At 68.7% G+C, this 14,328-nt stretch carries 14 protein-coding genes; 13 read left to right on the top strand and 1 reads right to left on the bottom strand.

Annotated features, from left to right (window positions below; genetic code table 11):
* Positions 1–8 precede the first annotated feature (8 nt).
* From AC25Y0_RS05590 to dapF, 13 genes are all read left to right on the top strand, one after another.
* Positions 9–770, top strand: coding sequence for an SDR family NAD(P)-dependent oxidoreductase (locus AC25Y0_RS05590; protein WP_488122233.1), 762 nt, complete (start codon positions 9–11; stop codon positions 768–770).
* A 48-nt stretch (positions 771–818) separates the two neighbouring features.
* Positions 819–1,796 carry a 4-hydroxy-tetrahydrodipicolinate synthase gene (gene dapA, locus AC25Y0_RS05585; protein WP_488122234.1) on the top strand — a complete coding sequence of 326 codons (978 nt, stop codon included), beginning with the start codon at positions 819–821 and terminating at the stop codon, positions 1,794–1,796.
* Positions 1,797–1,887: 91 nt separating this feature from the next.
* Positions 1,888–3,564, top strand: a complete 1,677-nt coding sequence (locus AC25Y0_RS05580) for a ribonuclease J (protein WP_488122235.1) — start codon at positions 1,888–1,890, stop codon at positions 3,562–3,564.
* A gap of 106 nt (positions 3,565–3,670) precedes the next feature.
* Entirely contained in the window at positions 3,671–6,343 is a 2,673-nt protein-coding gene (locus AC25Y0_RS05575) for a DNA translocase FtsK (protein ID WP_488122236.1), read from the top strand.
* Between the two features lie 29 nt (positions 6,344–6,372).
* Entirely contained in the window at positions 6,373–6,939 is a 567-nt protein-coding gene (gene pgsA, locus AC25Y0_RS05570; RefSeq protein ID WP_488122237.1) for a CDP-diacylglycerol--glycerol-3-phosphate 3-phosphatidyltransferase, read from the top strand.
* Positions 6,936–7,403: a CinA family protein gene (locus tag AC25Y0_RS05565; RefSeq protein WP_488122238.1), complete on the top strand. Its 468-nt coding sequence runs from the start codon at positions 6,936–6,938 to the stop codon at positions 7,401–7,403. Before pgsA ends, AC25Y0_RS05565 begins: the two co-directional genes overlap by 4 nt.
* A 138-nt stretch (positions 7,404–7,541) precedes the next feature.
* A complete protein-coding gene (locus tag AC25Y0_RS05560) occupies positions 7,542–7,850 on the top strand; it encodes a helix-turn-helix domain-containing protein (protein WP_488122239.1) in 309 nt (102 codons plus the stop codon).
* Between the two features lie 21 nt (positions 7,851–7,871).
* Positions 7,872–8,096, top strand: a complete 225-nt coding sequence (locus AC25Y0_RS05555; protein WP_488122240.1) for a DUF3046 domain-containing protein — start codon at positions 7,872–7,874, stop codon at positions 8,094–8,096.
* A gap of 239 nt (positions 8,097–8,335) precedes the next feature.
* Positions 8,336–9,388, top strand: a complete 1,053-nt coding sequence (gene recA / locus AC25Y0_RS05550; RefSeq protein ID WP_488122241.1) for a recombinase RecA — start codon at positions 8,336–8,338, stop codon at positions 9,386–9,388.
* A 146-nt stretch (positions 9,389–9,534) separates the two neighbouring features.
* Positions 9,535–10,107: a regulatory protein RecX gene (locus tag AC25Y0_RS05545; protein WP_488122242.1), complete on the top strand. Its 573-nt coding sequence runs from the start codon at positions 9,535–9,537 to the stop codon at positions 10,105–10,107.
* Positions 10,108–10,161: 54 nt separating this feature from the next.
* Positions 10,162–11,706: a tRNA (N6-isopentenyl adenosine(37)-C2)-methylthiotransferase MiaB gene (gene miaB / locus AC25Y0_RS05540; protein WP_488122243.1), complete on the top strand. Its 1,545-nt coding sequence runs from the start codon at positions 10,162–10,164 to the stop codon at positions 11,704–11,706.
* 119 nt (positions 11,707–11,825) lie between these two features.
* Positions 11,826–12,746 (top strand): tRNA (adenosine(37)-N6)-dimethylallyltransferase MiaA, encoded by a 921-nt coding sequence (gene miaA / locus AC25Y0_RS05535; RefSeq protein WP_488122244.1) that lies wholly within the window; start codon positions 11,826–11,828, stop codon positions 12,744–12,746.
* Positions 12,747–12,755: 9 nt separating this feature from the next.
* Positions 12,756–13,610 carry a diaminopimelate epimerase gene (gene dapF, locus AC25Y0_RS05530; RefSeq protein ID WP_488122245.1) on the top strand — a complete coding sequence of 285 codons (855 nt, stop codon included), beginning with the start codon at positions 12,756–12,758 and terminating at the stop codon, positions 13,608–13,610.
* 6 nt (positions 13,611–13,616) lie between these two features.
* On the opposite strand, the gene AC25Y0_RS05525 is transcribed toward dapF, so the two are convergent.
* A complete protein-coding gene (locus AC25Y0_RS05525; protein ID WP_488122246.1) occupies positions 13,617–14,258 on the bottom strand; it encodes a class I SAM-dependent methyltransferase in 642 nt (213 codons plus the stop codon).
* Positions 14,259–14,328 lie beyond the last annotated feature (70 nt).

The raw sequence follows: 14,328 nt of genomic DNA, 5'->3' as shown, positions 1-14,328 counted from the left end.
CTGTCGGCATGACGACTGCCCTCATCACCGGTGCGAGCTCGGGGCTCGGCGCCGAATACGCCCGTCAGCTGGCTGCGCGCGGGGCTGACCTCGTGCTCGTGGCCCGCGACCGCGAGGCACTCGAGTTCCTCGCCGCCGAGCAGCGCCGCGTCAACCGCGTCGCCGTCGAGGTGATCGTCGCCGATCTGCTGAAGCCGCGCCAGCGGGAGAAGGTCGAGGCGAGGCTGCTCGATGCGACACGACCGGTCAAGCTGCTCGTCAACAACGCGGGATTCGGGCTGCCGCTGGCGTTCGAGCGCAACGACATCGAAGACGAAGTCCGGCACCTGCGGCTGCACACCGAGGTGACGATGCGGCTGACGCACGCCGCGCTCAAGCCGATGCTCGCGCGCGGCAACGGGCGCATCATCAACATCGCGTCGGTCGCGGCGTTCATCCCGCGCTCGACGTACGGCGCCGCGAAGGCGTGGGTCGTGAGCTTCAGCCGCTGGGCGAACGCCGCGTACGCGCCGCGCGGCGTGACCGTGACGGCGGTCTGCCCGGGCTTCACGCACACCAATTTCCACGAGCGCGCGGGCCTGCCGCCCGGGCGGGAGGGCGTGCCGGAGTGGATGTGGCTCGACGCCCCGCGGGTCGTCTCGGAGTCGCTGCGCGACGCGGCACGAGGCAAGGCCGTGTCGGTGCCGTCCCTGAGGTACAAGCTCTTGGCCGGACTGGCGAGGTTCGTCCCCGCCGATCTCGCCGCGAGAGCCGGCAGCGCGGGACGCTGAGGCCGCGACGCGTCGCCGCGCGGCGCGCGCTCCCGCTAGCCTGAATACATGACGCAATCCGCCAACCCGTTCGGTCAGGTGCTCGTCGCGCTCGTCACTCCCATGACGGCCGACGGTGAAGTCGATTGGCCTGCCGTTGAGAAGCACATGGACGACGTCATCACCGCCGGCGCAGACGGCATCGTCGTCACCGGCACGACCGGCGAGACCAGCACTCTCACGGATGCCGAGAAGATCCGCCTCGTCGAGGTCGGCAAAGACGTCTCGGCGGGACGAGCCAAGGTCATCACGGGCGGCGGCTCGAACGAGACCGCGCACGCGATCGAGCTGTACAAGGCGAGCGAGCGCGCCGGAGCCGACGGCATCATGATCGTCACGCCGTACTACAACAAGCCGACGCAGGCGGGTATCCTGACGCACTTCCGCCTCGTCGCGGACGCGACCGACCTGCCGGTCATCCTCTACGACATCCCCGGCCGCACGGGTGTGCCGATCAAGTACGAGACGATCCTGCGCCTCGCGAAGCACCCCAACATCATCGCGATCAAAGACGCCAAGGGTGACTTCAGCGAGGTGAGTCGTGTGCTCAACCAGACCGACCTGATGTACTTCTCGGGCGACGACGCCAACGTGCTGCCGCACCTCGCGATCGGCGCGACCGGCCTCATCGGCGTGACGGCCAACGTCGCAGCCGCGCCGTATCGTGTGATCGTCGACGCGGTCAACGCGGGTGACCTGCACAAGGCGACGGCGGCGCACAAGCAGCTCGAGCCGCTCGTGCGTGCGGTCATGACGCACGTGCCGGGCACCGTCTCGGCGAAGTACATCCTGCACGGACTCGGCCGCATCTCGAGTCCGCGTGTCCGGCTCCCGCTCGTGGGGCCCGAGGAGTGGGAGGCGGCCAAGATCGAAGACGAGCTCGCACTCGTGTCCGATGTGCCCGGCATCGACTTCTCCAACTTCCGACCCGACCGCAACGCCGCCGCCGGCGGCGCACTGCCCAAGGTGTCCGGAACGACCAGATGATTCAACCGCGTCGGCGGTGACAGACATTCCCGGATGCCGCGGCATCCGGCTCGTCGGCCTGAAGAGGTCGTCGACAACCGAGGAGGTACACATGCCCAACAGTCCGTTCGACCCGCCCGCTCTCGAGAAGGGCACCCTGCGGATCACCCCGATCGGCGGCCTCGGCGAAGTGGGTCGCAACATGACGGTCTTCGAGTACGAGGGCAAGCTCCTCATCGTCGACTGCGGAGTGCTGTTTCCCGAAGAGCACCAGCCGGGCGTCGACCTGATCCTGCCCGACTTCGAGCCGATCAAGGATCGACTCGACGACGTCGTGGGGATCGTGCTCACGCACGGCCACGAGGACCACATCGGCGCCGTCCCGTACCTGCTGCGACTCAAGCGCGACATTCCCGTGATCGGGTCGGGGCTCACGCTCGCCCTCACTGAGGCAAAGCTCAAAGAGCACCGGATCAAGCCGTTCACCCTCACGGTGAAAGAGGGCGACCGCGAGCAGCTCGGGCCGTTCGACCTCGAGTTCATCGCCGTGAACCACTCGATCCCCGATGCGCTCGCCGTCGCGATCCGCACTCCCGCGGGCATGGCGCTGGCCACCGGTGACTTCAAGATGGACCAGCTGCCGCTCGACGGCCGGCTGACAGACCTGCGGGCGTTCTCGCGGCTCGGCGAAGAAGGCATCGACCTCTTCCTCGTCGACTCGACGAACGCCGACGTGCCGGGCTTCACTCCGCTCGAGCGTGAGATCGGCCCCGTTCTGGACCAGGTCATCGGCCGAGCCCCGCGACGCGTCGTCGTCGCGAGCTTCTCGAGCCACATCCACCGCGTGCAGCAGGTTCTGGATGCCGCCGCGGCGCACGGTCGCCGCGTGGCGCTTCTGGGCCGCAGCATGGTGCGCAACATGACGATCGCCGAGGACCTCGGCTACCTCAAGGTGCCCGAGGGTGTGCTGATCGACTACAAGAAGGCGCGCAACCTGCCCGACAACGAGATCGTCTACATGTCGACGGGCTCACAGGGCGAGCCGATGGCCGTGCTCAGCCGCATGGCGAACCTCGACCATGAGATCGAGCCGGGCGAGGGAGACACCGTCATCCTCGCGTCGAGCCTCATCCCCGGCAACGAGAACGCGATCTACCGCGTCATCGACGGACTGACCAAGCTCGGCGCCAACGTCGTGCACAAGGGCAACGCCAAGGTGCACGTGTCCGGTCACGCCGCTGCCGGTGAGCTGCTGTACTGCTACAACATCCTCCAGCCCCGCAACGTCCTGCCCGTGCACGGCGAGTACCGCCACCTCATGGCCAACGCCCGCCTGGCGCAAGAGACGGGTATCGCCCCCGAGCGCACGATCATCGCCGAGAACGGCACCGTGATGGATCTGCGCGACGGCGACGTCAAGGTCGTCGGCCAGCTCGACCTCGGGTTCGTCTACGTCGACGGCTCGAGCGTCGGCGAGATCACCGACGCCGATCTCAAGGACCGCCGCATCCTGGGCGAAGAGGGCTTCATCTCGGTCATCGTCGTCGTCGATGCCTCGACGGGCAAGGTGATCTCGGGACCCGACATCCACGCGCGCGGCTTCGCCGAGGACGACGCCGTGTTCGACAGTGTCAAGCCCAAGATCGCAGCGGCGCTCGCCGAGGCCGCGCAGTCGGGCGTCCGCGACCAGCACGCGCTCGCGCAGATCGTGCGCCGCACGATCGGGCGCTGGGTGAACCAGTCGCTGCGCCGGCGCCCCATGATCGTTCCTCTCGTCATCGAGGCGTGAGGATGCCGCGCGGTCGGTGCACCGGCACCTGATCCGCCGGCTCCCGACCGCCCCGAAGGGTCGCGTCGCTCCCGGAATTGTCCGGGGCGGCGCGTACCGTGGGGGAATGGCCAGGAGCTCAAGCCCGACCAAGAATGGTCGCGCGCCCGCACGCGGGTCGTCGTCGCGCGCACGCAAACCCGAGCCGGCGCCCAAGAAGTACGTCGGCGACGACGAACGACCGTCCGGATTCGTTCGCGCCTGGCTCGCAGTCGCGCATGCGACGGGCGGGCTGTTCCGCGCATTCGGCCCCGAGACGCTCGAGAAAGACCAGCGGCGCGACGGCTTCCCGTTCCTGCTGGTGCTGCTGGCCATCGCCGGTGCCGTCAACGAGTGGTTCTTCATCGGCAACGATGTCGCCGCCACGATCAGCGCGTACACCGTGGGCGGACTGCTCGGCCGCGAGGCGTTCGTGCTGCCCGTTCTGCTGCTCGTGCTCGCCGGCTGGCTCTTCCGTCATCCATCGTCCGTCCACGACAACGGCCGCATCGGCATCGGCTTCGGGCTGCTCGTGTGGACCGTGGCCGGCTTCTGTCACGTGGCGGGCAATCGTCCGCAGCCGAATTCGGGACTGCCCGCCCTCAGTGAGGCGGGTGGCCTGTTCGGCTGGATGATCGGCGAGCCTCTCGCACTGCTGCTGACCGGCATCGGGGCGTACATCGTGCTGTCGCTGCTGGCCGCGCTCAGCATCCTGATCATCACGAAGACTCCGCCGAACCGGATCGGTCACCGCCTCGGCGAGCTCTACGCCTGGATGTTCGGCACCGAACCGCGTGCCCCCAAGTCGGCCGTCGAGTTCAGCGAGACTCCCGAGAGCGACGACGAAGACACGTCGCTGCCGTGGTGGCGTCGCAACAAGACGGGCCGCGAGAAAGACCCCGAAGACGGTCTCGGGTCGCAGGACCTCACTGAACTCCTTCCGGTCGGATCGCCTCAGGGCGGGTTCGAGCAGGCCATCGCGCCGCCCACCCCGCCGCCGCCGGTCCCGACGACCGGTGCCCTCACCGAGGTCATCGACCCGGCCGTGCTGTCTGCAGCCAAGGCCGCCAAGCGGTCGGGCACGGGCCTGCGCGACAACGAGACCCATGACCAGGTCGATGACGGCCTGCTGCCGGGCCTCGACGGTGTCGGCACCGACGGTCCGCAGTCTTCGGCCGATTATCGGCTTCCCTCGGTCGACGCACTCGCCGCCGGCACGCCGCACAAGGCGCGTTCCGAGGCCAACGACACGGTCGTCCGCGCCATCACGGACGTCTTCGAGCAGTTCTCCGTCGACGCGCGGGTGACGGGCTTCTCACGCGGCCCGACGGTGACGCAGTACGAGATCGAGGTCGGCCCCGGCGTCAAGGTCGAGCGCATCACGGCGCTCACGAACAACATCGCCTATGCCGTCGCATCGAACGAGGTCCGCATTCTCGCGCCGATTCCCGGCAAGAGCGCGATCGGCGTCGAGATCCCCAACGCCGACCGCGAGATCGTGACGCTGGGCGACGTGCTGCGTTCGCAGAACGCCAAGCGCTCGACGCACCCCATGACGATCGGCGTCGGAAAGGACGTCGGGGGCGGCTACGTCGTGGCCAACCTCGCCAAGATGCCTCACCTGCTCGTCGCGGGATCGACCGGATCGGGCAAGTCGAGCTTCGTGAACTCGATGATCACGAGCCTGCTCATGTGCGCCAAGCCGACCGATGTGCGGATGGTCCTGATCGACCCGAAGCGGGTCGAGCTGACGTCGTACGCGGGCGTGCCGCACCTCATCACCCCCATCATCACGAACCCCAAGAAGGCCGCCGAGGCGCTGCAGTGGGTCGTGAAAGAGATGGACATGCGCTACGACGACCTCGCGTCGTTCGGCTTCCGGCACATCGACGACTTCAACAGGGCCGTCGTCGCCGACGAGATCCAGCTTCCCGTCGGCAGTGAGCGCGTGCTCAAGCCCTACCCCTACCTGCTCGTCGTCGTCGACGAGCTCGCCGACCTCATGATGGTCGCCCCGCGCGATGTCGAAGACTCGATCGTGCGCATCACGCAGCTCGCTCGCGCGAGCGGCATCCATCTCGTGCTCGCGACGCAGCGCCCTTCCGTCGACGTCGTCACGGGGCTCATCAAGGCCAACGTGCCCTCGCGCCTCGCCTTCGCCGTCACGAGCGTCACCGACTCCCGCGTCATCCTCGATCAGCCCGGTGCCGACCGGCTCATCGGGCAGGGCGACGGGCTGTTCCTGCCGATGGGCACCTCCAAGGCGCTGCGCGTGCAGGGCGCCTGGGTCAGCGAAGCCGAGATCGAGAAGGTCGTCAAACACGTCACGAACCAGGCCCGGCCCGAGTATCGCTCCGATGTCGCCGCCGTCGTCGAGAAGAAAGAGGTCGACGCCGACATCGGTGATGATCTCGAACTGCTGTTGGCGGCGGCCGAGCTCATCGTCTCGACGCAGTTCGGGTCGACATCGATGCTGCAGCGCAAGCTGCGCGTCGGCTTCGCGAAGGCCGGGCGCCTCATGGACCTGCTCGAGTCGCGCGAGATCGTCGGCCCGTCCGAGGGCTCCAAGGCCCGCGACGTGCTCGTGACGAACGAGCAGCTGCCGGGCGTGCTGGCGAAGCTCCGCGGTGAGGATGTGCCCGAGCAGGCGGCATCCGACCCCTACGGGCCCGACGCCGCCGAGGCTCAGTTCGACGGGTACGAGGTCGTCGAGAACGACGAGGGCTCCGAAGACGCGTGGGGACTCACGGGACGCGACTGACCGTGCACCGCGGCCGGTAGGCTCAGCGCATGGCGATCCCGAGGCAACTGCCCAATGCGATCACGATCGTTCGGATCCTGTGCGCTCCGGTCTTCCTGTGGATGCTGCTGGCCGATGGTGGAGCAGACGGCGCTCTGCGCTGGTGGGCGGCGGCGCTGTTCATCGTTGCGATCGCGACCGACGGCATCGACGGGTACCTCGCGCGCAAGCACGACATCGTCTCGGATCTCGGCAAGCTGCTCGATCCCATCGCCGACAAGGTCCTCACGGGGCTGGCATTCGTCGGGCTGTCGATCCTGGGCGAGCTGCCGTGGTGGGTCACGATCGTCGTGCTCGCGCGCGAGATCGGCATCACGGTGTACCGCTTCGCCGTCGTGAGTGATCACGTGCTCGCCGCGGCGTGGATGGGCAAGCTCAAGACCGTCGCGCAGGCGGTCGCGCTGTCGCTCGCACTGCTGCCCCTGTGGACGCTCGTGGGGGAGTGGATCTTCTGGGTCAACGGCATCACGATGGCGATCGCCGTCGTGCTCACGATCGCGAGCGGGATCGACTACATCGCGTCCGAAGCGCGCGGCGCGCGCGCCCGACGACGATGACGGATGCCCCTGCAGCCGAGCTCCTACGGCGTCTGGCCGCGCATGGGTGGACCATCGCGGTGGCTGAATCCCTGACCGGCGGCCTCGTCGCCTCGGCGCTCGTCGACGTGCCCGGCGCCTCGGCGGCGATGCGCGGCGGCGTCGTCGCGTATGCCACCGACATCAAGCGCGATGTGCTGGGGGTCGACGGCGCGCTCCTGGCGGAACAGGGCGCCGTGCACGCCGAGGTCGCCCGGCAGATGGCCGGGGGAGTGCGACGGCTCCTCGAAGCCGATGTCGGCATCGCGACGACGGGCGTCGCCGGACCCGCGCCGCAGGACGGACGGCCCGTCGGCACCGTGTGCATCGCGGTCATCACACCGGAGGGCGCTGCGTCGCTTGAGACGCACGTAACCGGGGACCGTGCGGCGATCCGCAGCGCTGCCGTCGCTGCGGCGCTGGCAGCCTGTCTGCAGCACCTGTGACGGCGTCCGGATCGGCTCCGTCATGTTCGGCGATTCCCACCCATTCCACAGCACCCGGGATTAGATTGGGATCTGCCGATGTTGTACCGTTATCCATCCGGAGATCGAGCGACAAACGGGAAAGGGAGGGGGCCTGAGATGATCCTGGTTCGCCAAGAGATCGGCGAAGTCCTGCGTGACTTCCGCCAGCAGAAGGGCCGCACCCTCCGTCAGGTTGCGAGTCGTGCCAGTGTTGCGCTCGGTTACCTCAGCGAAGTCGAGCGCGGCCAGAAGGAAGCATCGAGCGAGATCCTCGCCTCGGTCGCCGAGGCCCTCGATGTGCCCATCTCGGCTGTCATGCGCGAGGTCGGCGATCGCATCTCGGTGCTCGAAGGCCTGCACGGCTTCCCCGACGTCGTTCCTGCAGACCTCGTCGCCGAAGTCGGTCCCGAGCTCTCGTTGCGCTGACGTACGGAATCGACGGCGCACGTGCGACGCAGTGAGTTCTTGCGCGCCGTCGCCGACGAGTTCGGCCCGCGCGGCGAGTCGCTACTCTCCGACCTGTCGCTCAGCGGGGCCGGAGGGCGTACCGCCATCGATGCACTCGCCGCTGGCGTGCCGCCGCGGGAGATCTGGCTGGCGCTATGCGCCGAGATGGACGTGCCCGTCGCGAGGCGGCACGGCGTAGGTCGACTCGAACCGAAGCGCGACTGATCAGCGGCGTGTCGTCGAAGATTCGTTCGATGGCGACATAGGCTCCTGCACAGCGGGTGTCGAGGACGTGTCTTCCACGGGATGCCCGGAGCATCGACCGATGTCGGAGCCCCTGCCTACCGTGGAACACGTCAGACGACACCACACGCCTTGCCGCAGTTCTCGGGCCACCCGGCCCGAGACGCGGCAGCCTACAGGCGACGGACCTCCGGAGACGGACAAAGTGCAAGGAGCACGCCATGCCATCACCCGCTGACCGCGAGAAGGCCCTCGACTCGGCCCTCGCCCAGATCGACCGCCAGTTCGGAAAGGGCTCGGTCATGCGCCTCGGCAGCGACGAGCGCGCTCCCGTCGAGGTCGTCCCCACCGGGTCCATCGCGCTCGATGTCGCGCTCGGCATCGGCGGTCTGCCCCGCGGCCGCATCGTCGAGATCTACGGGCCGGAATCGTCGGGTAAGACGACGCTGACGTTGCACGCGATCGCCAACGCGCAGCGCGCCGGCGGCATCGCGGCGTTCATCGACGCCGAGCACGCGCTCGACCCCGATTACGCACAGAAGCTCGGCGTCGACATCGATGCTCTCCTCGTTTCGCAGCCCGACACGGGCGAGCAGGCCCTTGAGATCGCCGACATGCTGGTGCGTTCCGGAGCCATCGACCTCGTCGTCATCGACTCGGTCGCCGCACTCGTGCCCAAGGCCGAGATCGAGGGCGACATGGGCGACTCGCACGTCGGACTGCAGGCACGACTCATGTCTCAGGCCCTGCGCAAGCTGACCGGTGGCCTCAGCCAGACCAACACGACCATGATCTTCATCAACCAGCTGCGCGAGAAGATCGGCGTCTTCTTCGGTTCGCCCGAGACCACCGCGGGTGGAAAGGCCCTGAAGTTCTATGCATCGGTGCGTCTGGACATCCGTCGCATCGAGACTCTGAAAGACGGCACCGATGCGGTCGGTAACCGCACGCGCGTCAAGGTCGTCAAGAACAAGATGGCCCCGCCGTTCAAGCAGGCCGAGTTCGACATCCTGTACGGGGTCGGCATCTCGCGCGAAGGCAGCCTCATCGACTTCGGCGTCGAGCACGCCATCGTCAAGAAGTCGGGCGCGTGGTACACCTATGACGGTGAACAGCTGGGGCAGGGCAAAGAGAACGCCCGCAACTTCCTGCTGAAGAACCCCGACATGGCCGCCGACATCGAGTCGAAGATCAAGGTCAAGCTCGGCATCGGCCAGCCGAAGAACGTCGACGCGTCGGCCGCAGACGAACTGGCCGCGCGCCGCCCGGCCTGATGACGCGACACCCTCGGAACGACGGGGGCGAGCAGGAAACGCTCGCCCCCGTCATCCCGCTCTTCGGCCGCGATATGCCGGTCACGGCGGCGCGGGCGGCTGCCCCGCAGAGTACGGCGCCGACCTCCGAGCGGTCACCTGAGCCGGTGGCTGACGAGCCCGGGTGGCATGCGACGTGGGTCGCCCCGGATGCGCCCGACATCGCGCTCGCCGACGAGCAGAACGACGACGAGGAAGCTGCGTTCGAAGCCGCAGAGAAGCTGCTGCTGAAGAAGCTACGCGGCCGCTCACTCTCGGTGCGCGAAGCACGTGCGCTCGTCGCCCTCGACCTCGAGGCGGCGGCGGTCGACCGGCTGCTCGACACATTCGTGCGGCGCGGCTATCTCAACGACGCCGCGCTGGCGGATCAGCTCGTGTACGCCGCGGTCGAGCGCAAGGGGCAGGGGCGTCACGTCATCGCGCAGACGCTCGCCAAGCGCGGGATCGATCGCGCCGTGGCCGATGTCATAATCGCCTCGCTGCCCGACGACGATGAAGAGCGCGCACTCGAGTTCGCCCGTGGCAAGGCCAGGAGCCTCGCCTCGCTCGATCGTGACACCGCCGTGCGACGGCTCATGGGTCAGCTCGCACGCAGGGGGTATTCCGGCGGCACCGCGCTGAGCGCGGCGAAGCAGGCTCTCGACGAGCACGGCTCCTCCTCAGGCGTCCGGTTTCGCTGACGGTGGGCGGTCGCGCGGCGCTGGGTCAGTGTCGGCTCGTACAATAGGCGGATCATGACGACCCCCTCCACCACGCCGACGTTCATTGCGCCGTCTGACGCCGCACGCACGGCTGACGGCAGCGCCCGCACCTACGAGGTGCGCACCTTCGGCTGCCAGATGAACGTGCACGACTCCGAGCGGCTCTCGGGCTCGCTCGAGAGCGCCGGTTACGTCCGTGCTGAACCGGATGTCGAGGCGGACGTCATCGTCATCAACACGTGCGCTGTGCGCGACAACGCCGCGGGCAAGCTCTACGGCACGCTCGGTCATCTGAAGTCCCGCAAAGACAAGCACGCGGGCATGCAGATCGCCGTCGGCGGGTGCCTCGCCCAGATGGACAAAGATGCCGTGCTGCACAAGGCTCCGTGGGTCGACGTCGTCTTCGGCACCCACAACATGGGGTCGTTGCCGGGCATGCTCGAGCGCGCGCGACACAACGACGAAGCCGAGCTCGAGATCCTCGAGGCGCTCGAGGTGTTCCCCTCGACACTGCCCACCAAGCGTGACAGCATCCACAGCGGGTGGGTGTCGATCTCGGTCGGCTGCAACAACACGTGCACGTTCTGCATCGTGCCGAGCCTGCGCGGCAAAGAGAAAGACCGCCGCCCGGGTGACATCCTGAGCGAGATCCGGCTGCTCGTCGAAGACGGCGCGATGGAGGTCACCCTCCTCGGCCAGAACGTCAACTCCTACGGCGTCGAGTTCGGCGACCGTCAGGCGTTCGGCAAGCTCCTGCGCGCGGCGGGCGAGATCCCCGGCCTCGAGCGCATCCGCTTCACGAGCCCGCACCCGGCGGCGTTCACCGACGACGTCATCGACGCGATGGCCGAGACCCCCTCCGTCATGCCGCAGCTGCACATGCCGCTGCAGTCGGGCAGCGACCGGATCCTCAAGGCGATGCGGCGCTCGTACCGCAGCGAGCGGTTCCTCGGCATCCTGGACCGCGTGCGCGCGAAGATGCCGGATGCCGCGATCTCGACCGACATCATCGTCGGCTTCCCCGGTGAGACCGACGAGGATTTCGAAGAGACGATGCGTGTCGTCGAGCAGGCGCGCTTCGCCAGCGCCTTCACCTTTCAGTACTCGATCCGCGAGGGCACACCCGCGGCGACCATGCCCGACCAGGTGCCCAAAGCCGTCGTGCAGGAGCGCTACGAGAGGCTCGCCGCGCTGCAGGACCGTATCTCCCGCGAAGAGAACGAGAAGCAGCTCGGTCGTGAGCTGCAGGTGCTCGTCGCGAGGGGAGAAGGCAAGAAAGACGCCGCGACGCACCGGCTCACCGGCCGCGCCGAAGACAACCGGCTTGTGCACTTCGAGGTCCCGGAAGGCTCGGACGTCCCCCGCCCCGGCGATATCGTCTCGGTCGTCGTGACCCACGCTGCGCCTTTCCACCTGCTGGCAGACTCACCCGACGGCGCTGCGCTGCGCATCCGGCGTACGCGGTCAGGCGACGCGTGGGACCGCGCGCAGGCCGACTCGTGCGGCGTCCCCGCCCCGACGTCCGGAGGAGACCGGCGCTCCGTCTCGCTCGGGCTGCCCGCGATGCGACCCGCCTGAGGCCGTGGACCCGTACCCTTCGGCGCGGCATACCCGTGCCCGGCTCCCGCATGCCCCGCGTGGCGGGCTCGGCTCGCGCGCGCGTTTCGGACTCGCGCGCAGAGCGGGAGCGTGCGCCGGTGCCTGACACGAGTGCACGACTGTGGGCTGTCGTAGGGGCGACCGGTACGGGAAAGACCGCTCTCTCGCTCGATCTAGCCGAAGCCCTCGCCGAGCGGGGGCGCCCCGCCGAGATCGTCAACGCCGACGCGATGCAGCTCTACCGCGGCATGGACATCGGCACCGCCAAGCTTCCGGTGAGCGATCGCCGCGGCATCCGGCACCACTTGTTCGACGCGCTCGAGGTGACCGACGAGGCGGCGGTGGCGTGGTATCAGGACGCCGCGCGCGCAGCGATCACGTCGATCCACGCGCGCGACGCCGACGCGATCCTGGTGGGCGGATCCGGTCTCTACGTCTCGAGCGTGCTGTACGACTTCCGTTTTCCGCCGCGCGATGCCGCCGTTCGGGCGCGCCTCGAGGCCGAGCTTGCCGAGCACGGGCCCGGTGCGCTGTTCGCGCAGCTGCGCGAGGCCGACCCCGTGACCGCAGCCAAGGTCGACCCACGAAACGGGCGCCGGGTCGTGCGGGCCCTCGAAGTGCTCGCGCAGGGGGAGCGCACACACGGGGCCGCTCTGCCGGACGCGCCTGTGCTGTGGCATCCCCCCACCCGCGTGATCGGTGTCGGAATGCCGCGCGAGCAGCTGGTCGAACGGCTCGATGCGCGCGTTCGGGGCATGTGGGAGGACGGGTTGCTCGACGAAGTGCAGGCGTTGCGCGAGCAGGGTCTCGAGCGGGGCGTGACGGCGCGTCGAGCGATCGGTTATGCCCAGGCCCTCTCCGAGCTCGCCGGCGAGCTGACGCGCGAGGAGGCGATCGCGCAGACGCAGGCGCTCACGCGCCGCTATGCGCGGCGCCAGGTGTCATGGTTCCGGCGCTACGACGACACCCTGTGGGTCGCGCCAGGTGCGTCCGCGGGCGAGCTCGTCGCGCGCGGTTAGGCTGAACAGATGCCTCAGACCATCGCGTTCACGAAGGGCCACGGCACGGGGAACGACTTCGTCGTGATCCCCGATCCGGACGGAGCCCTCGACCTCTCGAACGACCAGGTGGCCGTCCTGTGCGACCGCCGCTTCGGGATCGGCGCCGACGGTGTTCTGCGAGTCGTCCGCGCCGACGCGATCGACGAGGGCGCCGAGGCAGCCGCTGCCGGGGTGACCTGGTTCATGGACTACCGCAACGCCGACGGTTCGAAGGCCGAGATGTGCGGCAACGGCGTGCGCGTCTTCGCCCGCTACCTGACCGAGGTGGGCTGGGCGGACGCCTCCGAAGGGCTCCCCGTCGCGACGCGCGCCGGCACCAAGACGGTCACCCGCAGCGACAGGGGCTTCGAGGTCGATCTCGGGGCATGGCGCGTCGAACCCGACGTTCTCGTACGTGCCCGCGGCGTTGGTGCGCCCCGGCCCGGCATGGGCATCGATGTCGGAAACCCACACATCGTCGTCGCTCTGCCTGACACCGACGAACTCGAAGCGCTCGACCTGACGGCGCGTCCGCAGCTGAACCCCGAGCCCCCTGCCGGCGCGAACATCGAGTTCGTCGTGCCGAGCGACCCGCTCGTGCAAGACGGCGTCGGCTCGATCCGCATGCGGGTCTTCGAGCGGGGCGTCGGTGAGACGCTCAGCTGCGGCACAGGAGTCGCGGCGGCAGCGCTTGCGGTGCGCGAATGGGCCGGATCCAACGCACCGGACCAGTGGACGGTGGATGTGCCCGGCGGACGCCTGGGTGTGCGTATGAGCGACGGGCGGGTCTACCTGTCGGGGCCTGCGACGCTCGTCTACTCGGGCGAGGTCACGCTCGCCTGATCCGGCTCAGGGCAGCGTGATGGGCCCGCTCGGCGGCGTTCCGTGCCGGCGCACCCGGATGACGCGAAACCCGCGCCCCGTCGCCGCACGATGCACGCTGTACCCCGTCGCGAACGTCGACGCCAGCCAGCGCTGCAAAGAGTCCGAGCCGAGGTTGCGCTGCACGACGAGCCACGCGTCGGCGCGCTGGTCGAGCCGGGGGATCCAGTGCTCGAGCAGACCGTGGAGTTCGCTCTTGCCGACCCGGATCGGCGGGTTGGATCGGATGGTGCGGAAGACGACGTCGCCGGGAACATCCTCGGGGCGTACGGCGTTGACGTTCTCAAGCCCGAGCGACTGCGCATTCCGGCGCACGAGATCGAGGGCCCGTTCATTGACATCAACCGCCCACACGGTCGCGTGCGGCGATTCGAGCGCGAGACTCAACGCGATCGGCCCCCACCCGCACCCGAGATCCAGCAGCTGGCCGCCCGGGGGCGCGGCAGGACTGTTCGCCAGAAGAACGTCCGTCCCCGCATCGACGTGCGCGGGGCTGAACACCCCACCGGCCGTCGTGACCTCGACCTCGCGGCCCGCGAGGGTGGCGCGGATGCGGCGCAGATTCTCGGGGCTAGCGGGGGTCGCGCTGAAGTAATGCTCGCTCCCCATGAGTCACGAGCGTAGCGGAGGACGCCCCACAGGGTGGAGGCTAGAATCCTCGGACGCTTTCCCACACCGA

This window comes from Microbacterium sp. Y547, from assembly GCF_057669785.1.
This window is presented reverse-complemented; position numbering and strand designations above follow the sequence as displayed.